The sequence below is a fragment of the Amycolatopsis sp. NPDC051128 genome (assembly GCF_040682715.1).
In the GTDB taxonomy this organism is placed as follows: Bacteria; Actinomycetota; Actinomycetes; order Mycobacteriales; family Pseudonocardiaceae; genus Amycolatopsis.
The window spans coordinates 49,323-71,196 of record NZ_JBFBBN010000021.1 but is presented as its reverse complement, the minus strand read 5'-3'; the positions used below and the strand labels follow the sequence as shown (position 1 = coordinate 71,196).

At 71.1% G+C, this 21,874-nt stretch carries 25 protein-coding genes and 1 riboswitch; of the genes, 16 read left to right on the top strand and 9 right to left on the bottom strand.

The genetic code is table 11. The features are described 5' to 3' along the window. Positions 1-34: 34 nt before the first annotated feature. A complete protein-coding gene (locus tag AB0M82_RS22280) occupies positions 35-913 on the bottom strand; it encodes an alpha/beta hydrolase (protein ID WP_364724779.1) in 879 nt (292 codons plus the stop codon). Between the two features lie 148 nt (positions 914-1,061). Between AB0M82_RS22280 and AB0M82_RS22275 the strand changes: the two genes are divergently transcribed. Both AB0M82_RS22275 and AB0M82_RS22270 read left to right on the top strand, forming a co-directional pair. Then, positions 1,062-1,904, top strand: coding sequence for a crotonase/enoyl-CoA hydratase family protein (locus AB0M82_RS22275; protein ID WP_364724777.1), 843 nt, complete (start codon positions 1,062-1,064; stop codon positions 1,902-1,904). A gap of 20 nt (positions 1,905-1,924) precedes the next feature. Further along, positions 1,925-3,634 (top strand): AMP-binding protein, encoded by a 1,710-nt coding sequence (locus AB0M82_RS22270; protein WP_364724775.1) that lies wholly within the window; start codon positions 1,925-1,927, stop codon positions 3,632-3,634. A gap of 107 nt (positions 3,635-3,741) precedes the next feature. On the opposite strand, the gene AB0M82_RS22265 is transcribed toward AB0M82_RS22270, so the two are convergent. Continuing rightward, the gene (locus AB0M82_RS22265; RefSeq protein WP_364724772.1) at positions 3,742-4,128 is read right to left on the bottom strand and encodes a hypothetical protein; all 387 of its coding nucleotides are present in this window, start codon (positions 4,126-4,128) and stop codon (positions 3,742-3,744) included. Between the two features lie 34 nt (positions 4,129-4,162). Beyond that, a complete protein-coding gene (locus AB0M82_RS22260) occupies positions 4,163-4,417 on the bottom strand; it encodes a hypothetical protein (protein WP_364724770.1) in 255 nt (84 codons plus the stop codon). A 1-nt stretch (position 4,418) separates the two neighbouring features. Here AB0M82_RS22260 and AB0M82_RS22255 point away from each other — a divergent pair, with 1 nt between their 5' ends. The 9 genes from AB0M82_RS22255 (at position 4,419) to trxA (ending at position 9,419) form a co-directional block, all read left to right on the top strand. Continuing rightward, positions 4,419-4,700, top strand: a complete 282-nt coding sequence (locus AB0M82_RS22255) for a hypothetical protein (RefSeq protein ID WP_364724767.1) — start codon at positions 4,419-4,421, stop codon at positions 4,698-4,700. Between the two features lie 288 nt (positions 4,701-4,988). Next, positions 4,989-5,213, top strand: coding sequence for a hypothetical protein (locus AB0M82_RS22250; protein WP_364724765.1), 225 nt, complete (start codon positions 4,989-4,991; stop codon positions 5,211-5,213). A gap of 76 nt (positions 5,214-5,289) precedes the next feature. Then, complete coding sequence (locus AB0M82_RS22245) at positions 5,290-5,907, top strand: CDP-alcohol phosphatidyltransferase family protein (protein ID WP_364724763.1); 618 nt, start codon at positions 5,290-5,292, stop codon at positions 5,905-5,907. A gap of 98 nt (positions 5,908-6,005) precedes the next feature. After that, positions 6,006-6,389 carry a glycine cleavage system protein GcvH gene (gcvH, locus tag AB0M82_RS22240; RefSeq protein WP_364724760.1) on the top strand — a complete coding sequence of 128 codons (384 nt, stop codon included), beginning with the start codon at positions 6,006-6,008 and terminating at the stop codon, positions 6,387-6,389. A 125-nt stretch (positions 6,390-6,514) separates the two neighbouring features. Continuing rightward, entirely contained in the window at positions 6,515-6,985 is a 471-nt protein-coding gene (gene garA, locus AB0M82_RS22235; protein WP_086864865.1) for a glycogen accumulation regulator GarA, read from the top strand. Further along, complete coding sequence (locus AB0M82_RS22230; protein WP_364724757.1) at positions 6,982-7,728, top strand: MerR family transcriptional regulator; 747 nt, start codon at positions 6,982-6,984, stop codon at positions 7,726-7,728. Before garA ends, AB0M82_RS22230 begins: the two co-directional genes overlap by 4 nt. Positions 7,729-7,954: 226 nt before the next feature. Then, on the top strand, positions 7,955-8,428 hold the full coding sequence (locus AB0M82_RS22225; protein WP_009078856.1) for a bifunctional nuclease family protein: 474 nt from the start codon (positions 7,955-7,957) through the stop codon (positions 8,426-8,428). 238 nt (positions 8,429-8,666) lie between these two features. Next, positions 8,667-9,062 (top strand): MerR family transcriptional regulator, encoded by a 396-nt coding sequence (locus tag AB0M82_RS22220; protein ID WP_364724754.1) that lies wholly within the window; start codon positions 8,667-8,669, stop codon positions 9,060-9,062. Positions 9,063-9,074: 12 nt separating this feature from the next. Beyond that, complete coding sequence (gene trxA, locus AB0M82_RS22215; RefSeq protein ID WP_364724752.1) at positions 9,075-9,419, top strand: thioredoxin; 345 nt, start codon at positions 9,075-9,077, stop codon at positions 9,417-9,419. Here the strand turns inward: trxA and AB0M82_RS22210 are convergent. Beyond that, positions 9,400-10,032, bottom strand: a complete 633-nt coding sequence (locus AB0M82_RS22210) for a TetR/AcrR family transcriptional regulator (RefSeq protein ID WP_364724749.1) — start codon at positions 10,030-10,032, stop codon at positions 9,400-9,402. The two genes, trxA and AB0M82_RS22210, sit on opposite strands and share 20 nt — an antisense overlap. A 279-nt stretch (positions 10,033-10,311) precedes the next feature. On the opposite strand from AB0M82_RS22210, the gene AB0M82_RS22205 reads away from it, so the two are divergent. After that, on the top strand, positions 10,312-10,890 hold the full coding sequence (locus tag AB0M82_RS22205) for a MerR family transcriptional regulator (RefSeq protein WP_364724747.1): 579 nt from the start codon (positions 10,312-10,314) through the stop codon (positions 10,888-10,890). Positions 10,891-10,932: 42 nt separating this feature from the next. Beyond that, positions 10,933-11,031: riboswitch (glycine riboswitch) on the top strand. Between the two features lie 307 nt (positions 11,032-11,338). After that, entirely contained in the window at positions 11,339-14,218 is a 2,880-nt protein-coding gene (gcvP, locus tag AB0M82_RS22200) for an aminomethyl-transferring glycine dehydrogenase (protein ID WP_364724917.1), read from the top strand. Here the strand turns inward: gcvP and AB0M82_RS22195 are convergent. From AB0M82_RS22195 to AB0M82_RS22185, 3 genes are all read right to left on the bottom strand, one after another. Then, on the bottom strand, positions 14,215-14,712 hold the full coding sequence (locus tag AB0M82_RS22195) for a GNAT family N-acetyltransferase (protein ID WP_364724745.1): 498 nt from the start codon (positions 14,710-14,712) through the stop codon (positions 14,215-14,217). The genes gcvP and AB0M82_RS22195 overlap by 4 nt on opposite strands. 37 nt (positions 14,713-14,749) lie before the next feature. Continuing rightward, entirely contained in the window at positions 14,750-15,493 is a 744-nt protein-coding gene (locus tag AB0M82_RS22190) for a helix-turn-helix transcriptional regulator (protein ID WP_364724742.1), read from the bottom strand. A gap of 66 nt (positions 15,494-15,559) precedes the next feature. Further along, complete coding sequence (locus AB0M82_RS22185; RefSeq protein WP_364724740.1) at positions 15,560-16,225, bottom strand: hypothetical protein; 666 nt, start codon at positions 16,223-16,225, stop codon at positions 15,560-15,562. Between the two features lie 128 nt (positions 16,226-16,353). On the opposite strand from AB0M82_RS22185, the gene AB0M82_RS22180 reads away from it, so the two are divergent. Then, a complete protein-coding gene (locus AB0M82_RS22180; protein ID WP_364724737.1) occupies positions 16,354-17,301 on the top strand; it encodes an NAD-dependent epimerase/dehydratase family protein in 948 nt (315 codons plus the stop codon). Next, entirely contained in the window at positions 17,298-19,478 is a 2,181-nt protein-coding gene (locus tag AB0M82_RS22175) for a glycosyltransferase family 2 protein (RefSeq protein ID WP_364724734.1), read from the top strand. Before AB0M82_RS22180 ends, AB0M82_RS22175 begins: the two co-directional genes overlap by 4 nt. Here the strand turns inward: AB0M82_RS22175 and AB0M82_RS22170 are convergent. Then, positions 19,402-19,911: a GtrA family protein gene (locus tag AB0M82_RS22170; RefSeq protein WP_364724731.1), complete on the bottom strand. Its 510-nt coding sequence runs from the start codon at positions 19,909-19,911 to the stop codon at positions 19,402-19,404. The genes AB0M82_RS22175 and AB0M82_RS22170 overlap by 77 nt on opposite strands. Before the next feature lie 179 nt (positions 19,912-20,090). Between AB0M82_RS22170 and AB0M82_RS22165 the strand changes: the two genes are divergently transcribed. Continuing rightward, positions 20,091-21,245 carry an NAD-dependent epimerase/dehydratase family protein gene (locus AB0M82_RS22165; RefSeq protein ID WP_364724729.1) on the top strand — a complete coding sequence of 385 codons (1,155 nt, stop codon included), beginning with the start codon at positions 20,091-20,093 and terminating at the stop codon, positions 21,243-21,245. A 216-nt stretch (positions 21,246-21,461) separates the two neighbouring features. Here the strand turns inward: AB0M82_RS22165 and AB0M82_RS22160 are convergent, their stop codons facing one another. Continuing rightward, positions 21,462-21,821, bottom strand: a complete 360-nt coding sequence (locus AB0M82_RS22160) for a nuclear transport factor 2 family protein (protein WP_364724726.1) — start codon at positions 21,819-21,821, stop codon at positions 21,462-21,464. Positions 21,822-21,874 lie beyond the last annotated feature (53 nt).

The window sequence follows — 21,874 nt, the reverse complement described above, 5'->3', positions numbered from 1 at the left end:
GCGTGATCCGGCGGGCATCACGGGTGATGCCCGTTCAGTCCTCGTAGCAGCTCGCCGCGAAGTCGCGGATCGCGTCCGACAGCCGGGTCGGGTCCAGGCGGAGCTCGACCGGGCTGCGGGCCTGGACGAACTCCGCGTCCGGCATGTCGACGGCGAGGCTGTCCGCGTCGCCGAAGGGGTGGATCGGGTCGCCCTGGTGGCCGATCACCAGCGTGCGCGTCGTGATCTTGCGCCGCACCGACTTCGGGGGCGCGATCCGGCCGAACAGCACGCCGTGCAGCAGCGCCGCCATCGGGGCCGGGCGCTGCGAGAGCGTGTCCGTGACGACGTCGACCCACTGGCTGCCGTGCGGTACCAGCGACGCCACGAGCGCCACCGCCCGCACCGTGAACGGCAGGAACCGGGCCGCCATCAGCAGCGGGGCGAACGTGACCAGCCCGGAGACGATCGCGTTGTCCAGCACCGGCATCTCGACGACCAGCCCGCGCGCCCGCTCGGGTGCCAGCACGGCGACTTCGAGCGAGACGTTCGCGCCAAGCGACGTCCCGCCGATCACCGCCGAGTCCACCTCGAGGTGGTCCAGCAGGGCGAGGGTCTGCTCGGCGAACGACGGCATCGAGTACAGCCAGGACTCGGTCGGGCGGTCCGAGTCGCCGTGGCCGAGCAGGTCGAGGGTGATCACGCGGAACCCGGCGCCGGCGAGCCGGCGCGCGAGCGGGGCGTGCATCCGGCGGGTCAGCATGATGCCGTGGGTGAGCACGACGACCCGGTCGCCGCTGCCGAACTCGGTGTACCAGAGCCGGTGGCCTTCGTGGTCGAACGAGCCGGTCAGCTCGATCGGGCGGGACGAGCGCGGGACCGGCGCGGGCGTGGGCTCCGGATCGATCACGGTCGCGCTGCTGGCCGGGCTCATGTCCCACCGTCCTTCCCCGCGTCGTGGCGTCTTCTTTCAGGAAAGCATCCCGTGACCAGGTTGGCACGGCGACTCCCGAGAGTGACCATGGCATCAATTGACAACGTGCCAATGGAGGCTCGCCGCCGGCATGGGTCAAGATGACCCCATGACCGCTACTGCTGACAGTCTGCCCGACCTCGTCTCCCTGAAGGTCGACGTCGACGGCCACGTGGCCGAAGTGACGCTTCTCGGCCCGTCGAAGGGCAACGCGATGGGCCCGGACTTCTGGCGCGAGCTGCCGCTGGTGTTCCGCGCGCTGGACGCCGACCCGCAGGTCAGGGCCGTGGTGCTGACCGGCAGCGGGGCGAACTTCTCCTACGGCCTCGACCTGCCGGCGATGATGGGCGACTGGGCGCCGATGCTGGGCGCCGACAACCTGGCTGGGCCGCGGACGGCGTTCCTCGACCACGTCCGGTCGCTGCAGGCGGCGGTCAGCTCGATCGCGGAATGCCGCAAACCGGTCGTCGCGGCCGTGTCCGGCTGGTGCATCGGCGGCGGGGTGGACGTGATCGCCGCCGCGGACGTCCGCCTGGCCAGCGCCGACGCCAAGTTCAGCGTCCGCGAGGTGCGCGTCGCCATCGTCGCGGACCTCGGCAGCCTCCAGCGGCTCGCCTCCATCGTCGGCGAAGGGCACCTGCGGGAGCTCGCGCTGACCGGCAAGGACATCGGCGCCGCCCGCGCCGAGAAGATCGGCCTGGTCAACGACGTCTACGCGGACCAGGAGACGCTGCTGGCGGCCGCGCGGGAACTCGCCGGCGAGATCGCCGCGAACCCGCCGCTCGTGGTCCAGGGTACGAAGCAGGTGCTGGCGACGAACACCGAGCGCCAGGTCGCCGACGGCCTCCGGTACGTCGCGGCGTGGAACTCGGCGTTCCTGCCCAGCAAGGACCTCGGCGAGGCGGTCCAGGCGTTCATGGAACGCCGCAAGCCGGAGTTCACGGGCGAATAGAGCACGATCGAGGAGGCAGGGTGAGCAACGGCGCTTCGGCAGTCCACCACGCGTTCCGCGTGGCACGGGACTACCTGCAGACCCATCGCGAGGACTACGAAACGGCGTACCGGGACTTCGCCTGGCCGCAGTTCGACGAGTTCAACTGGGCGATCGACTGGTTCGACGTGGTCGCGCACGATCCCGACAACGCGGAGCGGCTCGCGCTGTGGATCGTCGAGGAGGACGGCACCGAGAACCGCTGGACCTACCCGGAGATGTCGGGCCGGTCCAACCAGGTGGCGAACTGGCTGCGCCGCCTCGGCGTCCGCCGCGGCGACCGGTTGATCCTGATGCTGGGCAACCAGGGCGAGCTGTGGGAGACCATCCTCGCCGCGATCAAGCTCGGCGCGGTGATCATCCCGGCGTCCACCCTGCTCGGGCCGGCCGACCTGACCGACCGCGTGGAGCGCGGCGCGGCGAAGCACGTCGTGGTCCGCTCGGTGGACGCGCCGAAGTTCGACGGCGTCGGCGGCGGCTACACGCGGATCGCGGTGGGGGAGCCGGTCGAGGGCTGGCACCCGTACTCGGCCGCGTTCGCCGAGTCGCCGGAGTTCGCCCCGGACGGCCCGACGAAGGCCGCCGACCCGCTGCTGCTGTACTTCACCTCCGGCACGACGGCGAAGCCGAAGCTGGTGCAGCACACGCACGTGTCGTACCCGGTGGGGCATCTGTCCACGATGTACTGGATCGGGCTGGAGCCGGGCGACGTCCACCTGAACATCTCCTCGCCGGGCTGGGCGAAGCACGCGTGGAGCAACGTCTTCGCGCCCTGGAACGCCGAGGCCACGGTGTTCCTCCACAACTACAGCCGGTTCGACGCGGGCGCGCTGATGGCTCAGATGGACCGGTGCGGGGTCACCAGCTTCTGCGCGCCGCCGACGGTGTGGCGGATGCTCATCCAGGCCGACCTGACGGCGCTGGCCAACCCGCCCCGCAAGGTCGTCGGGGCGGGGGAGCCGCTCAACCCCGAGGTGATCGACCAGGTCGAGAAGGCGTGGGGCGTCACCATCCGGGACGGTTTCGGCCAGACGGAAAGCAGCGTCCAGATCGCGAACACGCCGGGCCAGGACGTCGTGCCCGGCTCGATGGGCCGCCCGCTACCCGGCTTCGTCGTGGCGCTGGTCGACCCGGTCAGCGGCAAGCGGGCGCCGGAAGGCGAGATCTGCCTCGACCTGCGGCACCGCCCGGTGGGCCTGATGACGGGCTACGCGGACGACGACGAGCGCACCTCGGCGGCGTTCGCCGGCGGTTTCTACCACACCGGCGACGTCGGTTCGATCGACGAGCGCGGCTACATCACGTACGTCGGGCGCACGGACGACGTCTTCAAGGCGTCGGACTACCGGATCTCGCCGTTCGAGCTGGAGAGCGTCCTGATCGAGCACGAGGCGGTGGCGGAGGCGGCGGTGGTCCCGGCCCCCGATCCGATCCGGCTCGCGGTGCCGAAGGCGTACGTCGTGCTGGCGGCGGGCTTCGCACCGGATGCCGAGACCGCGCGGTCGATCCTCGCCCACTGCCGCGAGCACCTCGCGCCGTACAAGCGCATCCGGCGGCTCGAGTTCGCGGACCTGCCGAAGACGATCTCGGGCAAGATCCGCCGGGTCGAGCTGCGCGGCCGCGAGAACGACCCGAAGCGGGCCGAGGGCACCGAGTACCGCGAGGAGGACTTCCCGGACCTCAAGTCCTGACCGGCCGCCCCAAACGCCCCAATGTGGCGTTGGGTGCATCTGACGCACCGAACGCCACATTGGGTGCGTTGAGCGCAACCAACGCCACATGGGGCGCTGGGAACCCGTCAGGCGCGGGTGGCCTCGACCTGGCGGCCGTCCTCGGTGGAGCACGCCGTCACCGGGTCGTTCGCGCCGCTGCCGCACGTCCACTCGTCGAGGGCGACCGGGCCCGGGCCGTCCGGTGACTTCGCCTCGGCCGGGGTCAGCTTCGCGAAGTAGTCCTTCAGCAGCTTCGTCGCGGCCGCGCAGTCCACCGCGCCGTGGGTCACGACCGTCGTCTTCGCGCCGCCCGTTCCGGTGACGTCGCCGCAGGGCACACCCGGTGCCGTCGACTCCGCGGCGGCCACCGCGGGAGCTGCGGACGGAGGCGCGGCGGGCGCCGGGTCGCCGCCGCAGCCGGCCAGTGCGGCGGTCGCGGCGACGAGCAGCAGGGGATACGCGAGTGTCTTCATGGGCCCTTCAGGAGCGCGGCGGATCGGAACGAACTCACTCGGACGGCACGACGGCCGCGAAGACCGTCTGCTCGCCCTTGGTGCAGGTGGTGCCGCCCTGCGCGGCCGGCGGCCCGGACGCGCACAGCCAGCCGTCGACGGACTCGTTCACCGCGTCGTTCGAGCCGGCGCCCTGGCGCCCGGCGATCTTGCGGTGGAAGTCGCCGACCAGCTTCGTCGCCGCGGCGCAGCTGACGCCGGCGGCGCCGCTGTCGAACACGTACAGCGTCAGCCCGCTGGCGGCGGTCACCGTGCCGCACGACCCGGGCACCGAAGGTGGCGGCCCGGACGGCTTCGACACCGGGGCCGGCGCGGCCGGGCCGTCGGTGGTGGGTGGCGGCGTGGCGGTGCCCGTCGAGGTCGTCGCGGCCGCCGGGGTTGTCGTGGACGGCGGCGCGGGCGGCGGCGGCGCGGCCGGGCTGCCGGCGCAGGCCGCGAGCGCGGGCACGGCGATGCAGGCCGCGAGCAACGGCCGCCACGTCCTCGTGGTGGTCGGGTGGGACACCGCGATCCTTCCTGGCCGCCTCGGCTGAGCCCGGTCATTCTGGCCCATCCGGGCCGGAGCCCCGGGACCGGCTCGCCCACGGGTGTGCCGGAGATTACTCCGGCCGGGCGGCGGCCGGGTCCGGTGGCCGCCGCAATACCGTCCATAATGGACGATTAACATTCCGTTCACGTTCCGAAACTTCAGGCTGTCATCAAGAATCGATCGGTCTAATTCCCGCCGCGACGGTTAACATCCGGGCCCCGCGAGACGAAGATCTTGGTGGAGGCCGAAAGGTTTCCCTGTCCCCACACCCTGTACCGAGCACGTGAGAGCGATGAACGCCGAAGCAGCGACCAGCCCCGAAGCCAGCAGCACCCACGACCCGTCCAGCCCGCCGACCGTCCTGAGCAGCGTCGTCTGGTGCGGCGGCCGCCCGTACGTCCTCGAGGCGCTCCCGGGCCGCGCCCGCTGGATGGGCACCGACTACCGCGGCCGCCCGGTGGCGCTGAGCAGCGCCGAGCTGCAGCGACGCGGCTGGAGCCACCGCCGCGCGTGTTGAGTCCGGCTCCGGTCCGTCCACGCCCTCGCCGCCACCCTCGATGGTGGAGCCGTGCTCCGCTGTCTAGATTCGAGTCGTGAGCACAGCCGCCCCCGACCCCGCCGCTCCGGCGCCCGTCGAGCCGTCCCTGCTCCGGCAGGCCTTCAACGTCCCGAACATGCTGTCGCTGGTGCGGCTGGCCGGGGTGCCGGTGTTCCTGTGGTTGCTGCTCGGGCCGAAGGAGGACGGCTGGGCGCTCGCGGTGCTCGTGTTCAGCGCGCTGACCGACTGGCTCGACGGCAAGCTGGCCCGCTGGCTCAACCAGATGTCCCGGCTCGGTCAGCTGCTCGACCCGGCGGCTGACCGGCTGTACATCCTCGCGACGCTGGTCGCGTTTCTGCTCCGCGAGATCATCCCGTGGTGGGTCGTGGTCCCGCTGCTGGTGCGCGAAGCCGTGCTCGGCGTGTGCGTCCTGACGTTGCGCCGCCGCGGCTTCGCCCCGCCGGAGGTGACCTACATCGGCAAGGGCGCGACCTTCGTGCTGATGTATGCGTTCCCGCTCCTGCTGCTCACCCAGGGCGGCTCGGACGTCGCGGCGGTCGCCCGGCCGATCGGCTACGCCTTCACCATCTGGGGCGGCGTCCTCTACCTCTGGTCCGGCGTGCTCTACGTCGTCCAGGCGCGCAACGCACTACGCGGCGCCGCCGACGACTGAGGGCGTCTTTCCCCGGGTCGTGGGGCGCGGCTGCGGCGTGTGGGTGTAAGACTTCGCCCAGCACGTTTCGCCAGTGAGGGCATGAAAGGGGACCGGCGGTGTCCGCTCCTGAAGAGCTTCGCTACACCGAGGAACACGAGTGGGTCGCCACCAGGGAGGAGACCCTCGTCCGGGTGGGCATCACCGAGTATGCGCAGGACCAGCTCGGTGACGTCGTGTTCGTCGACTTGCCCGAGGTCGGCCGCCAGGTGAGCGCGGGCGACGCCTTCGGCGAGGTCGAGTCGACCAAGAGCGTCTCCGAGCTGTTCGCGCCGGTCGACGGCGAGGTCGTCGCGGTCAACGACGCGGTCGCCGACGCGCCCGAGCTGATCAACAGCGACCCCTACGGCGAGGGCTGGCTGATCGAGATCCGCCTCGACGACCCGGCGGAGCTCGAAGCCCTGCTCGAAGCCGAGGCGTACGACGCGCTGACCAAGGGCTGAACCCCGCCGGAGACGCACTGCGCCTGTTCGGGGAGCCGGGGCTCGGAGAATCGATCAGGCACGGTACGTTGGCAGCTACACGTTCTTGAGTACTGGCAACACAGCATGTGTGGAGGAGAGCTCAGGTGAGCACGAACGACGGGCCCGGCGGCGTTCCCCCGGAGCAGTCTCCGGAGCGGACCTCTGTCTTCCGGGCCGACTTCCTGGCCGAAGTCGAAGGCCACGAGCCCGCCCCGGCCGCCGAGGCCCCGGTCCAGGGTGTGGACGCGCTGCCCGCGGGTTCGGCGTTGCTGGTCGTGAAGCGCGGCCCGAACGCGGGGTCGCGGTTCCTGCTCGACCGCGACACGACCAGCGCGGGACGGCACCCGGACAGCGACATCTTCCTGGACGACGTCACGGTCTCCCGGCGGCACGCCGAGTTCCGGCGTGAGGGCGGCGAGTTCGTCGTCATCGACGTCGGCAGCCTCAACGGCACCTACGTCAACCGCGAGCCGGTCGACCAGGCCGTCCTCGCCGGTGGCGACGAGGTCCAGATCGGGAAGTTCCGCCTGGTCTTCCTGACCGGCCCGGGGCACGGGGGCCAGGGGGCGCAGTGACGGCGGCCGGGCGGCCACAGAACCACGGACTGAGCATCGGGGCCGTTCTGGCGCAGCTGCGCTCGGACTTCCCCGATGTCACCATCTCCAAGATCCGGTTTCTCGAAGCGGAAGGCCTGGTCCAGCCGGGCCGGACGCCTTCGGGATACCGGCAGTTCGCCGCGGCGGACGTGGAGCGTCTCCGGTTCGTCCTGGCCGCCCAGCGGGACCACTACCTCCCGTTGAAGGTCATCAAGGAACAGCTGGACGCGGCGGACTCGGGTGCCGGGCCCGTCGAGGCCGGGCCCCGCCCGCCGCGCCGGCTGGTGCCGATCGACGCGCCGGCGGAGAACGTCGGCCTGCCCGTGGCGGACGACTTCACCGCGGGCAAGGAGCTGCGCCTGACCCAGGAGGAGCTTCTGGAGCAGGCCGGCATCGACGCGGCCGTGCTGGCCGAGCTGCAGCAGTACGGCCTGGTCCGGCCTGGTCCGGCGGGATTCTTCGACCCCGACGCCGTGCTGATCGCGCGGACGGTGAAGGCGATGACCGAATTCGGTATCGAGCCGAGACATCTGCGTGCCTTCCGCGCCGCGGCCGACCGCGAGGTCGGGTTGCTGGAGCAGATCGTGACGCCGGTGTATCGGCACCGTGATCCGGAGGCCAAAGCGAGGGCCGACGAGGTGGTCCGGGAGCTCGCGGCACTGTCCGTGACCCTGCATACGCTCCTTGTCAAGGCCGGAATCCGCAACGTCTCCGGGTGTTGACCGCGATGTTGACCGCAACGGAGCAGTGAGATCCTCTTTGCGGTCACATGTCAATGACTGAATGTTCGGCACCGCATGCCGTACCGTGAAGGCAGGGTTTGCGGCAGGCGAACCGAGAGAGTCCGGACAGCGAGCACAGCGCACGGATGACGGGTAGCGTCGACAGTGGCGGCGTGAAGCCGTTTCAGCGCTGACGCCCGTGTGCACGAGAGGGAGGCGAAGCCCGATGAGCGAAATGCGCGTCGTCGGTGTGCGGGTCGAGCTGCCCGCGAATCAGCCGATCTTGTTGCTGCGGGAGACCGAAGGTGAACGGTATCTGCCGATCTGGATCGGCTCGGTCGAAGCCACCGCCATCGCCTTGGAGCAACAGGGGGTCCGCCCCGCCCGTCCGCTCACGCATGACCTCCTGAAAGAGGTCATCGGAGCGCTCGGCCGGGAGCTGGAGCAGGTCGTCATCACCGACCTGAAGGAGGGCACGTTCTTCGCGGAACTCGTCTTCGACGGTGACATCCGGGTGTCCGCCCGGCCGAGCGACTCGGTCGCGCTGGCCCTGCGGATCGGCGTCCCCATCCACGCCGTGGACGCGGTGCTGGAAGAGGCCGGCCTGATCATCCCGGACGAGCAGGAGGACGAGGTCGAGAAGTTCCGCGAGTTCCTCGACTCCGTGTCCCCCGAAGACTTCCGCGGAGCCGACACCTGAGGGCTCGGGGCGCTTGGGGCTTGGGGCTTGGGGCTTGGGTGGAGCGTGCTCGCGGAGAGCGCTCGGGGCTTGGGTGGAGCGTGCTCGCGGAGAGCGCTCGCTGGAGCCCCTCGCCGTGTTTTCTGGGGGTGCAACCGCCAGACCCCGCCCGGGGGCTCCGCCCCCGGACCCCCGCAGCCCTACCGCACGAAGTGGTTTCACTTGCCTTGACGCGGACGTCAACGTCTAGCGTCGGGGTATGCGGATCGGAGAATTGGCGCAGCGCACGGGTGTCACCACCCGTGCGCTGCGGTTTTACGAGGACCAGGGCCTCCTCGCGGCCCGTCGCTCGGCGAACGGCTACCGCGAGTACGACGAGGACGACCTCCAGCTGGTCAAGGAGATCCAGACCCTCCAGACGGTCGGCCTGACCCTCGAGGAGACCCGCCCGTTCGTCGAGTGCCTGCGCAGCGGCCACGAGACCGGCGACGCGTGCGCGAGCTCGATCGAGGTGTACCGCCGCAAGCTCGAAGAAGCGGACGCCCTCCTCGCGCGGCTCGGCGGCATCCGCGCCGAACTGGCCGTGAAGCTCGCCGGTGCGCTGGCCCGGCAGGCGCCCGATCCGTGTGTCGTGCCCGAATCCCCGCGCCCGTGAAGGAAGCCCGCCATGCCCGAAAACGCCAAGGTCACCGAAGTCACCGATGCGACCTTCGCCGAGGTGCTCGGCAGTGACGTCCCCGTGCTGGTCGAGTTCTGGGCCACCTGGTGTGGCCCGTGCCGGATGGTCGGCCCGGTGCTGGAGCGACTGGCCGCCGAGCGCGCCGGGACCCTCGCCGTCCGGAAGATCAACGCGGACGAGAACTCCGAGACGACGAGGGCCTACCAGGTCATGTCACTGCCGACGATGATCCTCTTCCGCGGCGGCGAGCCGGTCGAGACGATCGTCGGCGCGTTCCCGAAGGCCCGCATCGAAGAGCGGCTCGACCGGGCCCTCAAGGTGCCGTCGCTTTGACGAAGGCGTCGGCGACCTCGCGCCCGTACTTCTCGAGGTCCAGCGACGGGTCGGCCGCGTAGGCCGCGGCGACGCCGTCGATGGCCTGGGCGATCGACATCGCCATCACCTCGGGCGTGAACGCGCCGAACGCGCCCTCGGCCTGGCCCTGCTTGAGCTGGCGGGCCAGGCCGTGCACGCGCAGGTCGTCGACAAGCACCTTCGTCATCACCCAGTTGTCGGCGTCGTCGGTGTTCGCGGCCAGCTCCGTCAGCACCCGGACGCATTCCGGGTACGCGCGCAGGAACGCGATCGACGTCTCGATGTGCGCCCGCAGGTAGCCGGGGCGGTCCGCGGGGTCGAGTTCGCCCCCGGTCCGCTCGGCGAGGAACTCCCGCTTCGTCTCGACGACCGTGCTCAGCACGCCCTGCATCAAGCCGGCCTTGTTCGTGAAGTGGTACGAGATGAGGCGGGTGCTGCTGAGCCCGGCGCGCTCCTTGATCTTGGCGAACGTCGCCTTGCGGTACCCGAGGTCGGCGATGACGCCGATGGTCGCGCCGATGATCTGCGCGCGCCGCGCGGCCTCGGTGACGCTGAGGCCCATTTCGGCCATGAGTTCGGTGTTTACCTGCATGAGTAAAAATTAACACGGCTGAGTAAATCCGTCCAGCGGGTTTGGATCCGGGCCGTGCCGGGTATGACGAACGGCTCGAAGGCTCATCCGTCCGTTGACAGTTGCCGCGCGTCGCGTTGACCGGTCCTGTCCGGGCGCTTACCGTCGGAGGAGGTAAATCGTCACGGTGTGATTCACGGTCTGGGGCCGGACCGTGGCGGTTGATCTCCGGCGGGTCCCGCTCCTGGGACCGTCCGGCTGTCATTCGCCGGCCATCAGGTCGGGCGAGGGGAGGCTTGCGTGGTCGAGGCTGGTTCAGAGAAGCAGCCTGTTGAGGTCGCGGGCGGCGAGCAGGGTGAGCTGTTCCCCGACAACTCGCTGCCCGACGAGCTGGTGGGCTACCGGGGGCCGGCCGCGTGCCAGATCGCCGGGATCACCTACCGCCAGCTCGACTACTGGGCCCGGACGAAGCTGGTCGCGCCCAGCATCCGCACCGCACACGGCTCCGGCTCGCAGCGGCTGTACTCGTTCAAGGACATCCTGGTGCTCAAGGTCGTCAAACGGCTGCTCGACACCGGGGTCTCCCTGCAGAACATCCGCGTCGCCGTCGACCACCTGCGGGTCCGCGGGGTCCGCGACCTGGCCAGGGTGACGCTGTTCTCCGACGGCACCACGGTCTACGAGTGCACCTCGCCGGAGGAGATCGTCGATCTGCTCCAGGGCGGTCAAGGTGTCTTCGGCATCGCGGTCAGCGGCGCGATGCAGGAAATCAGTGGCACCATCCACGAGTTCCCGGCCGAACGGGCCGACGGCGGCATCGTCGAGAGCCACCAGCCGGACGAGCTGACCCAGCGCCGCAACGCCCGCCGGACCGGGTGATCACCACCGCGGCCGACCGGGTAAGGTTTTCTTCGCGGTCGACGAACCCGCGCGGGAGAGTCCGAGCCACACCTTGAGCTCGGCGCCGAAGGAGCAAGTCCTCCCCGGAACCTCTCAGGCACCCTGGACCGCGCGGATGAGACGCCTCTGGAAAGCGGGCCGTCAGGACACCACCTGACGGCCCCGCCGACGGTGCAAGCCCGGCTCAACCTCGGGCGAAACTCTCAGGCGCCTTTCACCGGGTACGGACAGAGTGGGGAGGATCCTCGCCTCGCGAGTGGGCGAGCCCTGCTCGCGCTACGCGCTCGCCAGGCTCGCTCCGGCGTGTCTTGTGGGGGTGCGACCCCCACACCCCGCCCGGGGGCTCCGCCCCCGGACCCCCGCCGTGGTCGCCTTTGGTTGTCGGGTCCGGTTAAGTGGGTCAAGACACCGCCGTTCGCAGGAGGCCATCGTGGAACTGTCACTCGCCTCGCTGGAACAGGGCATTCCCTTCGCCGATCGGCACATCGGGCCTGGTCCGGAGGAACTTCGGCGCATCCTCGACGTCATTGGCGTCGCCTCCCTCGACGAACTTGCCGAGCGGGCCGTGCCTGAGTCGCTTCGCCGGTCGGCTGAGCCCCTCGAATTGCCTCCGGCGGCCAGCGAGGCCCAGGCACTCGCCGAACTGCGGGAACTGGCCGCGCGGAACCGGCCGATGGCGCAGATGATCGGCCTCGGGTACCACGACACCGTGACCCCGCCCGTGATCCGGCGGAACGTCCTCGAGAACCCGGCCTGGTACACCGCGTACACGCCCTACCAGCCGGAGATCTCCCAAGGGCGGCTCGAAGCGCTGCTCAACTTCCAGACGATGGTCGCGGACCTGACCGGGCTGCCCGTCGCGAACGCCTCCCTGCTCGACGAAGCCACCGCGGCCGCCGAGGCGATGACGCTGGTCCGCCGGGCGGGCAAGTCGTCGTCGCCCCGCTTCGTCGTCGACGAGGACACCCTGCCGCAGACCCTCGCCGTGCTCCGGACCCGGGCCGAACCCCTCGGCATCGAACTGGTCGTCGAAGACCTGTCCCAGGGACTCACCGGGCTCGGGCTCGGCGGTGACTTCTTCGGGGTGCTGCTGTCGTACCCGGGCGCGTCGGGCGCGGTGCGCGAACTCGACCTGACCATCGCCGAGGCGAAGAAGCACGGCGCGGCGGTGATCGTCGCCGCGGACCCGCTGGCCCTGACCCTGCTGCGGTCGCCGGGCGAACTCGGCGCCGACGTCGCCGTCGGATCGACCCAGCGGTTCGGCGTCCCCCTCGGCTTCGGCGGACCGCACGCCGCCTACCTCGCGGTGCGCGAGGGCCTGGAGCGGCAGTTGCCGGGGCGGCTCGTCGGCGTCTCGAAGGACGCCGACGGCGCCCCCGCCTACCGGCTCGCCCTGCAGACGAGGGAACAGCACATCCGCCGCGAGAAGGCGACGTCGAACATCTGCACCGCCCAGGTCCTGCTGGCGGTGATGGCGTCGATGTACGCCGTGTACCACGGGCCCGACGGGTTGCGCGGAATCGCGCTGCGCGCCCACCGGATGGCCACCGTGCTGGCCGCCGGCCTCGCCGAGGGTGGGGTCGACGTCGTGCACGGCGAGTTCTTCGACACGGTCGTCGCGGCGGTGCCGGGTCGGGCGGCCGCAATCGTCACAGTGGCCCGCGACCTCGGCGTCAACCTGCGCCGCATCGACGACGACCACGTCGGCATCGCCTGTGACGAGACCACCACGCGCGAACGGCTTTCGTGCGTGTGGAAGGCGTTCGGCGTCTCGGTGTCCGATGTGGACGGACTCGACGCGGACACCGCGGACGCGCTCCCGGCCCCGCTGCGGCGGACGAGCGCGTTCCTCACCCATCCGGTGTTCCACGCGCACCGGTCGGAGACCGCGCTGCTGCGGTACCTGCGCGCGTTGTCGGACTCCGACGTCGCGCTCGACCGCAGCATGATCCCGCTCGGCTCGTGCACCATGAAGCTCAACGCCACCGCCGAGATGGAGCCGGTCACCTGGCCGGAGTTCGCCGGGCTGCACCCGTTCGCGCCGGCCGAAGACGCCGCCGGCCTGCTGGCGGTGGTGGCCGACCTCGGCGCCTGGCTGGCGCGGATCACCGGCTACGACACGGTTTCCCTGCAGCCCAACGCCGGCAGCCAGGGCGAGTTCGCCGGGCTGCTGGCCATCCGCGCCTACCACCGCTCCCGCGGCGAGGCCGGGCGCGACGTCTGCCTCATCCCGGCCAGCGCGCACGGCACGAACGCGGCAAGCGCCGTGATGGCGGGCATGCGGGTGGTCGTCGTCCGCTGCGACGAGCGGGGAAACATCGACCTGGCCCACCTGAAGTCCACTGTGGACTCCCATCGCGACGACCTGGCCGCGATCATGCTCACCTACCCGTCGACGCACGGGGTCTACGAGGACACCGTCGGCGAGGTGTGCGCGGCGGTGCACGACGCGGGTGGGCAGGTGTACGTCGACGGCGCCAACCTGAACGCGCTGATCGGCGTCGCGCAGTACGGCCGGTTCGGCGCCGACGTCTCACACCTGAACCTGCACAAGACCTTCTGCATCCCGCACGGCGGCGGCGGGCCGGGCGTCGGCCCCATCGGGGTCCGCGCGCACCTGGCGCCGTTCCTGCCGAACCACCCGCTGCAGCCGGCCGCCGGCCCGGCCACCGGCGTCGGCCCGGTCAGCGCGGCGCCCTGGGGCAGCGCGTCGATCCTGCCGATCTCGTGGGCCTACGTCCGGATGATGGGCGCTTCCGGCCTGCGGCGCGCGACGCTGGTGGCGGTGGCGAACGCCAACTACGTCGCCCGCCGCCTCGGCGAGCACTACCCGGTGCTGTACGCCGGGCACGAAGGGCTCGTCGCGCACGAATGCGTCCTCGACCTGCGGCCGCTGACGAAGGCCACGGGCGTCACGGTAGACGACGTCGCGAAGCGGCTGGCGGACTACGGGCTCCATGCGCCGACGATGTCGTTCCCGGTCGCGGGCACGCTGATGGTGGAGCCGACCGAGAGCGAAGACCTCGCCGAGCTCGACCGCTTCTGCGCCGCGATGATCGCGATCCGCGGCGAGATCGACCGCGTGGCGGCGGGGGAGTGGCCCCTCGAGAACTCCCCGCTGCGGCAGGCGCCGCACACGGCGCGGTGCGTCACGGGCGAATGGGACCGGCCGTACAGCCGCGAAACTGCGGTGTTCCCCGCCGGGACGGGCGCGCCGAAGATCTGGCCCCCGGTCCGCCGCATCGACGGCGCGGCGGGCGACCGCAACCTCGTGTGCTCGTGCCCGCCGCCGGAGGCGTTCGCCTAGCGCCGTGCCCGGACGCGCCACACCACCGCGAGCGCGGGGTCACCGGTGGGGCTCGGCTCGGTCTTCACCACGGTGAAGCCTTCACGCTCGTAGAACACTCCCGCCCGCGCATTGGCCGCGAAGTGCTCTATGTACAACCGATCTGCGTCGGCCGGCAACTGTGCGGCGAGGGCGCCGAGCAGCCGGGAGCCCAGCCCGCCGCCGCGGTGCCGGGGGTGGACGTAAAGCTTGTAGACCACGTGGTCGGCGCCGTTGCGGCCGCGCTGTCCGACGCCGACGAGATCCCCGCCGGCCTCGGCGACGACCACCAGGCCGCCGGCCACGGCCGCGCCGACGTGCGTCTCGGTCCACCACCGGCGGACCTGCTCGTCCGCCGCCGCCGCACCGATCAGCGGGGTGTAGTGCGGCCGGATGTGCGCCTCGCCGAACCGGCGGATCGCCGCCACGTCGCCGGGCCCGGCGTTCCGCACGACCGGCCCTTCGCTCGCAGCCATCGCGTCCTCCCGAACCGTCGCTCCCGCACCGGCCAGGTTACGCACTCCCGTCTCGGCCGGAGAGGTGCACGATCAGCTCCGCCCGGCTGGTCAGCCCGAGTTTCCGGTAGATCTGCTGGAGGTGCTTCTGCACCGTCCGCGGGCTGATGCCGAGATGGCGCGCGATCTCCCGGTCCGTCGAAGCCCGCGCCACCGAGCCGGCCACCTCCCGTTCGCGGGCGGTCAGCAGGACCGACGTCGTCGCGGTGACCGGCCGGACCGGTGGGCGCTCCTCCCTGGCGAACGCCTGGGCCAGGTGCGGTGCCAGCAGGTCGGCCAGCTCCCGGTCCCGTCGCGAGAAGCCGGGCCGGGACCGGCTGAGCGTGAGGACGCGTCCGTGCCGGTCGTCGACCTGGACGACGCACAGCAGCTGGTCGATGGTGCCCCGCGGGCGGTAGAAGTCCGTGTACAGCGGCAGACCGCGCAGTGTGCGCAGGTCCGCCAGGTCGGTCAGCGCGGCCGACGTCCCCAGCGGCAGCCGTCCGCTCCGGTGGGCCGCGAACGCCGGGTGCTGGTGCGCCTGCGCCCGGAACTCCGGGTGGCGCATCAGGTTCTGGTCCGGCCGGTCGGTGACCGTGCCGGTGAGCCGCCTCGCCGGGTGCTCCGCGCCGGTGCACGAGACGACGTCGCAGCCGACGAGCCTGCCGAGCCCGGCCAGCCCCGCCACCGGTCCCGCCGACTTGAACTCCCGCACGACTTCGAGGGCGCGGTGCACGTCCCGCGCCGTCAGTTCACTGCTCACTCCCGATCCCCCTTCGGCTCCCCGGGTGAAAGAGCCGGGGAGCCGAAAGGAGATACGAACCGGTCGTTACCGGGCGATCCGGACGTTCAGCGTGGTGTTCGAGCCGGCGCTCACCATCGACTGCGCGATGCTGCTGATCCCCGCCGGCGCGCTGTACTGGTTGTTGTTGCTGTCGTCCTCGTCGTCGGTGTGGAAGAAGCCCGACGAGTCCACGCCCGAGAACACCAGATAGCCGAAGCCGACGTTCGGGAACGCCGTCGTCGTGGCCACCCCCGGCGCGAACAGGCAGAACCGCAGCAGCGTGTTGCTGTCGCTCACGTTCGGGAAGATGTTGCCGGTGAACGAGTTGTTGTTGCCGTCGTCCTCGTTGTCGAATCGCCGCGAGAATTCCTGCGAGCCGTTCGGGCAGTTCGCGCCGAGCTTCAGCACGGCGTAGGGCCGGAACGAGCCGGACTGCGTGACCCCGCGGAACGCGGTGCCGTCGACCCGGCAGAAGAACATCTCGGTGTTGCTGGTGCTGCTGACCGCGCCGATGAACCCGCCGCGCGAGTTCGCGTTGCCCGAGTCCTCGTCGTCCATCCGGATCACGACGGCTTCGGTCCCGGCCGGGCAGGACCTGCTCGACGGGATGACGCCGACATCGGTCGTGGCCGCCTGTGCGGCGGCGGGGACGCTGAGGACCCCGGCGAGCGAGGCGAGCAGCAGTGCCGGAACGGTGAAGAGACGTTTCATGGTGTGGTTTCCTCCCCATTGCTGTGTGACCCGTCAAGGACACCAAGCCGGCGGCATCGGCGGCCATACGCACTTCCGCGTACGAAGGTGCGCGGCGCCCGCACAGGAACGGGAGGTAGGTTGACGCCATGGCGAGTGCGCACGGTCCTGATCGGACGTCGGTGGTCGTGACCGGCGGCAGCGGCTTCATCGGCCGGGCCGTCGTGCGCGCCTTCCGCGATCGGAACGTCCCGGTCACCGTCGTCGACCGGGTCCCGTTCCCGGACGAGCTCGACGGCGTCCGCGTGGTCACCGGCGAGCTCGGCGAGGCCGCCGTCCGCGAGGAGGCCGTGACGCCCGGGACCGCCGGGATCGTGCACCTCGCCGGGCTGACGTCGGTCCTGCGCTCGGTCGAACTGCCGGAGCAGACCTTCGCCGACAACGTCCTCGTCACCCAGGAACTCCTGGAGCTCGCGCGCCGTCACGAGGTGCCGAAGTTCCTGCTCGCCTCGACGAACGCGGTGATCGGGAACGTCGGCACCGCCACCATCACCCCGGACCTGCCGCCGCGCCCGCTGACGCCGTACGGCGCGACCAAGGCGGCGTGCGAAATGCTGCTGTCGGGCTACGCCGGCGCGTACGGCATGACGACGTGTGCGTTGCGGTTCACCAACGTCTACGGCCCGGGAATGTCCCATAAGGACAGTTTCGTGCCGCGGATGATGCGGGCCGCGCTGGCCGGCACCGGGATCCGGGTGTACGGCGACGGCCGCCAGCGCCGCGACCTGGTGCACCTCGACGACGTCGTCCGCGCGGTCGTCCTGGCCTTCGACAGCGGCTACTCCGGCCGCGCGATCGTCGGCGCCGGGCGGTCGGTCTCCGTGCTGGAGATGGTCGAAGCCGTGCGCGAGGTGACCGGCGCCGCGCTGCCGGTCGAGCACGTCGAGGCGCCGCCCGGGGAGATGCCCGCGGTGGTCGTCGACGTCTCGGCCAGCGCCGAGACGATCGGCTACCGGCCGGCGGTCTCGCTGACCGAAGGGCTGGCCACGGCGTGGAAGTACTTCGCGGACCTCGACCGTCCTAACGGGACACCGTGACCTCGTTCCTCCGCCGTCACTGGCTGTTGCTGATCCTGCTGGTCCCGGCGATCGTCCTCCGGGTGCTGACCTGGCTGGCCTACCGGCCCGCGCTGCTGTTCATCGATTCGTTCCGGTACATCGACAATCTGCACGAGCTGCGCGCCGACCAGCTCGACCCGATCGGCTACGACCTGGTGCTGCGCCCGCTGCTGTCCGTCGGCGGCCTCGCCTGGGTCGCGGCCGTGCAGCACGTGGGCGGGCTGCTGATCGCCGTCGGGGTGTACGCGCTGGTGCTGCGCCTCGGCGGCCGCCCGTGGGTCGGCGCGCTCGCCGCGACGCCGGTGCTGTTCGACGCGTACCAGCTGCAGATCGAGCAGAACATCATGTCCGAGGTGACCTTCGAGGCGGTGCTGCTCGGGCTGCTGTGGCTGCTGCTCGGCCGGGGCACGCCGGGCCGGCGGCGGGCCGGGCTCGCCGGCCTGCTGCTCGGCTTCGCCGTGCTCACCCGGCTGATCGGGATTTCGCTGGCCCTGCCGCTGCTGGGCTACCTGGTCGTCGCCGGGGGAGCGTGGCGGCGCTGGGCGGGCTGGCGCCGGGCCGGCGTCGGCCTTCTGGGCCTCCTCGTCGTGCTCGTGCCCTACGCCGCGCGGGTGCATTCCGAGACCGGCAAGTGGGGCCTGACCGGGCCGTCCGGGAACATGCTCTACGGCCGCGCCGCCGCCGTCGCCGACTGCGCGAACCTCCACCTCGAGCCGGCGCTGCAGGCGTTCTGCCCGGCCGAGCCGCGCGAGACGCGGCTGGTGGACAACTACACGCACGCCGACCTCGATCCGAACTGGCCCGGGCCGCTCCCGCCGGGCGCGGACAAGAACGCGCTGGCCCACGAGTTCGCGATCGAAGTGCTCAAGGCGCAGCCGGGCGACGTCGCCGAAGCGGTCCTGAACGACTTCGCCAAGAGCTTCGCCTGGACACGCGAACAGGACCCGACCGACGTCCCCCTGGACCGGTGGCAGTTCCAGCCGGCCTACCCCCAGTGGGCCGACCAGTCGCTGATCGACCTCGTCACGGGGCAGAACGACGGCGTCGTCGCGAGCGTGGACCGGCCACTGGCCGAGTTCCTGCGCGGCTACCAGCTCGGTGGCGGGTATGTGCCGGGCGCCGTGCTCGGCATCGGCGCGCTGCTGGGCCTGCTGACGGTGGTCCGCCGGAAGAAGCCGGTCGACCGGGCCCGGGCGGGCGCGCTGCTGGCGGCGTCGAGCGGGCTCGTGCTCCTCTTCGCCTCGGCGGTGTTCCAGTTCTCCTGGCGCTACCAGATTCCCGCGCTGGTGCTGCTGCCGGTGGCCGGGGCACTCGGCTTCACGACGCTGACGTCGGCGAGCCGGAAGCGCCTCGCGGCGTTCCCCGACGACGTCGACACCGGTGCCCTCGACGACTTCCGCGGCCGCCACCCGGACGTGAAGCTGGCCCCGCTGACCGTCGTCATCGCGGCCTACAACGAAGCCGGCGGAATCGGCGAAGTGCTGGAGAAGATGCCGGACAAGTGCCTCGGCATGCCGGTCGACGTGCTCGTCGTGGTCGACGGCGGGACCGACGGCACCGCCGCGATCGCGCGAGCGCACGGCGCCTACGTCTGCGTCGCTCCGCACAACCGTGGCCAGGGCGCCGCGCTGCGGCTGGGCTACCACCTCGCGGCCGGAGCCGGGGCCGAATACCTCGTGACGACCGACGCCGACGGCCAGTACGACAACAGCGAGCTCGAAGCGCTCGTGGGCCCGGTCGTCGACGGCACCGCCGACTTCGTCACCGGGTCGCGGCGGCTGGGGCACGAGGAGGCCGACAGCCGCGTCCGGTGGCTCGGGGTGCGCGTCTTCGCGGTGCTGGCGTCGGTGCTGACCGGACGGCGGATCACCGACACGTCGTTCGGCTTCCGCGCGATGCGGGCGGAGCTGGCGTGCTCGGTGCCGCTCAACGAGCCGCAGTACCAGTCGTCGGAGCTGCTGCTCGGCGTGACGGCGCGCGGCGCGCGGGTGCGGGAGCTGCCGATGAGCATGCGCCTGCGCAAGGCGGGGAAGAGCAAGAAGGGCGGCAGCCTCGTCTACGGCGCCAACTACGCCCGCGTCATGACCGGGACGTGGTGGCGCGGGTACGTGCTGCGCCGCGGCCGAACACGAGCCGGTCGAGCAGGGCGAACTTGACGACGAACACCAGCGCGTAACTGGCCACGTACGCGCCGTCGACGAGCGCGACCCACAGCGGGTGCGGCAGGTCCAGGGGAGTGAGCAGCGCGCCGGCCAGTGTCGTCAAGCCGATCGACGCGAGCCCGCCGAGGCCGATCACGGCGAGGTAGGGCAGCAGTTCGCGCCGGACCCGCGGCCGTCCGGTGCGGCCCCACACCCAGCGCCGGGTGACCACGAAGTTCAGCACCGCCCCGGCCGCCCAGGCGAGCGTGCTCGCCAGCGCCGGCACCCCGCCGGTGGCGAGGATCGCCAGCAGGACGACCTGGCTGAGGACCGTGGCGGCGACGGAGCTCGCGGCGGCGCGCGCCAGGCGGGCCCAGCCGCGGCGGCCTCGTTCCGGAGCGCGAGTCTCCGCCGTGCGGGGCTGCACGCCGTTGGTTACGGTCGACATGCCCCCATCCTCCCCGCGGTCCGGCCGCGCCGCCGTCCGGGCCCCCGACGCATAGGAGATTCACAGCTCTTTGCCAGGTCCTCATCAGCAGGTGATCGATAACGTCGGGTTCTCGCAAGCCTCTGCTCGTTCGTCGGATCAGCACGCTTGTGGCGTAAACGAACAGGAAAGGCGGCACAATGCGAGTGCTGGTTCTCGGCGGTGACGGATATCTGGGCTGGCCGACCGCGCTGCACTTATCGGACAAAGGTCACGAGGTCGCCGTTTTCGACAATTTCGCGCGCCGGGGCCACGACGCGGAACTCGGCGTCGAAAGCCTGGTCCCGATCGAATCGCTCGCCGACCGGATCGCCGCCTGGCGCGACGTGTCCGGGAAGAAGATCACCAGCTACGAAGGCGATCTGCTGGACGCGGACTTCCTGTTCGACGCGATCCGCGGCTTCGCGCCCGACGCCGTCGTCCACTACGCCGAACAGCGGTCGGCGCCGTACTCCATGATCGACCGCGAACACGCGGTCCACACCCAGCACAACAATGTGATCGGGACGCTGAACCTGCTGTACGCGATCGCCGAGATCGACCCGGCGATCCATCTGGTCAAACTGGGCACGATGGGCGAATACGGCACGCCGAACATCGACATCGAGGAAGGCTGGCTGGACCTCGAGCACAACGGGCGCCGGGATCGGGTGCTGTTCCCGAAGCGGCCCGGTTCCTTTTACCACCTGAGCAAGGTCCACGATTCGCACAACATAGAATTCACCTGCCGCGCCTGGGGGCTGCGCGCCACGGACCTCAACCAGGGCGTCGTGTACGGCCAGCAGACACCGCAGACGGCGCTGGACCCGCGGCTGGCCACCCGCTTCGACTACGACGCGGTGTTCGGCACGGTGCTGAACCGGTTCGTCATCCAGGCCGTGCTGGGCCAGCCGCTGACCGTGTACGGCAAGGGGGCCCAGACCCGTGGCCTGATCGACATCCGCGACACCGTCGAGTGCGTCCGCCTGGCCGTCGAGCACCCGGCCGGGCCGGGGGAGTTCCGCGTCTTCAACCAGATGACCGAGAGCCTGTCGGTGGGCGGCATCGCCGAGCTCGTCGCCGACCGGTTCCCCGGCCCGGTGCAGATCGAGCACCTGGAGAACCCGCGGACCGAGGCCCCGGAGCACTACTACAACGTGAAGCACACCGGGCTGGTCGGGCTGGGGCTGGAGCCGCACCTGCTGTCGGACACGCTGATCGAGTCGATGTTCGACATCGTCGGTGCCAACAAGCACCGGGTGAACCCCGAGAAACTGCGCCCGACCGTGCGCTGGCGGGGCGCGCTGAAGCGCTAGTGTCGCGCGTCGCAAGGTGTTTGACGTTCGGGCGTTGCGCCCCAATGTGGCGTTCGGTGCGTCCAACGCACCCAATGTGGCGTTCGGTGCGTCAGACGCAACCAACGCCACATTGGGGCGCAAACCCCTGGGCCCCTGTCAACGAACCTCGGACGCTAGCGGGGTGCGGTGGGTGGCGTGCGGGCTCCCCTGCCCGGGAGCCCGCACGCCGTTCGTTCAGCCGGGCAGCTTGTCCAGGAAACCGTGCACCTTGGCGATCTTCCCGTCTTCGAGCTCGACGACGTCGAACCCGATCGCGACCGGCTCGGCGCCGGGCGTGCCGAGGTACCACTGGAACCGCGCGAGGTCGTGGTGGGCGTCCGGGTCGGCGGGCAGGCTGAAGGTGAGCCCGCCGAACTGCTGCTGCGCACCGGCGACGAACTGGTCGATCCCGTCGTGCCCGGTGACGGCGCCGAGCGGGTCGGTGTAGCCGGCGCCTTCGGTGAAGACGCCGGCGATCAGCGCCCGCCGCTTGTCGCCGTCGGTCTCGTTCCACACGGCGATGTACTGCTCGACGACGGTGCGGACGTCGGTCATGGGGTGCTCCTTCACGGTGGGGGACAACGGTTTTCGTCGTCCTGCGCTGAGAC

What these genes read in the sequence shown, in the direction of transcription:
- AB0M82_RS22275 (WP_364724777.1), top strand. Translation starts at nt 1,062, where the DNA reads ATGACCGCTACTGCTGACAGTCTGCCCGACCTCGTCTCCCTGAAGGTC.
- AB0M82_RS22195 (WP_364724745.1), bottom strand. Translation starts at nt 14,712, where the DNA reads ATGGCTGCGAGCGAAGGGCCGGTCGTGCGGAACGCCGGGCCCGGCGAC.
- AB0M82_RS22250 (WP_364724765.1), top strand. Translation starts at nt 4,989, where the DNA reads ATGAACGCCGAAGCAGCGACCAGCCCCGAAGCCAGCAGCACCCACGAC.
- AB0M82_RS22220 (WP_364724754.1), top strand. Translation starts at nt 8,667, where the DNA reads ATGCGGATCGGAGAATTGGCGCAGCGCACGGGTGTCACCACCCGTGCG.
- AB0M82_RS22225 (WP_009078856.1), top strand. Translation starts at nt 7,955, where the DNA reads ATGAGCGAAATGCGCGTCGTCGGTGTGCGGGTCGAGCTGCCCGCGAAT.
- AB0M82_RS22165 (WP_364724729.1), top strand. Translation starts at nt 20,091, where the DNA reads ATGCGAGTGCTGGTTCTCGGCGGTGACGGATATCTGGGCTGGCCGACC.
- AB0M82_RS22170 (WP_364724731.1), bottom strand. Translation starts at nt 19,911, where the DNA reads ATGTCGACCGTAACCAACGGCGTGCAGCCCCGCACGGCGGAGACTCGC.
- AB0M82_RS22210 (WP_364724749.1), bottom strand. Translation starts at nt 10,032, where the DNA reads ATGCAGGTAAACACCGAACTCATGGCCGAAATGGGCCTCAGCGTCACC.
- AB0M82_RS22280 (WP_364724779.1), bottom strand. Translation starts at nt 913, where the DNA reads ATGAGCCCGGCCAGCAGCGCGACCGTGATCGATCCGGAGCCCACGCCC.
- AB0M82_RS22160 (WP_364724726.1), bottom strand. Translation starts at nt 21,821, where the DNA reads ATGACCGACGTCCGCACCGTCGTCGAGCAGTACATCGCCGTGTGGAAC.
- AB0M82_RS22265 (WP_364724772.1), bottom strand. Translation starts at nt 4,128, where the DNA reads ATGAAGACACTCGCGTATCCCCTGCTGCTCGTCGCCGCGACCGCCGCA.
- AB0M82_RS22180 (WP_364724737.1), top strand. Translation starts at nt 16,354, where the DNA reads ATGGCGAGTGCGCACGGTCCTGATCGGACGTCGGTGGTCGTGACCGGC.
- AB0M82_RS22185 (WP_364724740.1), bottom strand. Translation starts at nt 16,225, where the DNA reads ATGAAACGTCTCTTCACCGTTCCGGCACTGCTGCTCGCCTCGCTCGCC.
- trxA (WP_364724752.1), top strand. Translation starts at nt 9,075, where the DNA reads ATGCCCGAAAACGCCAAGGTCACCGAAGTCACCGATGCGACCTTCGCC.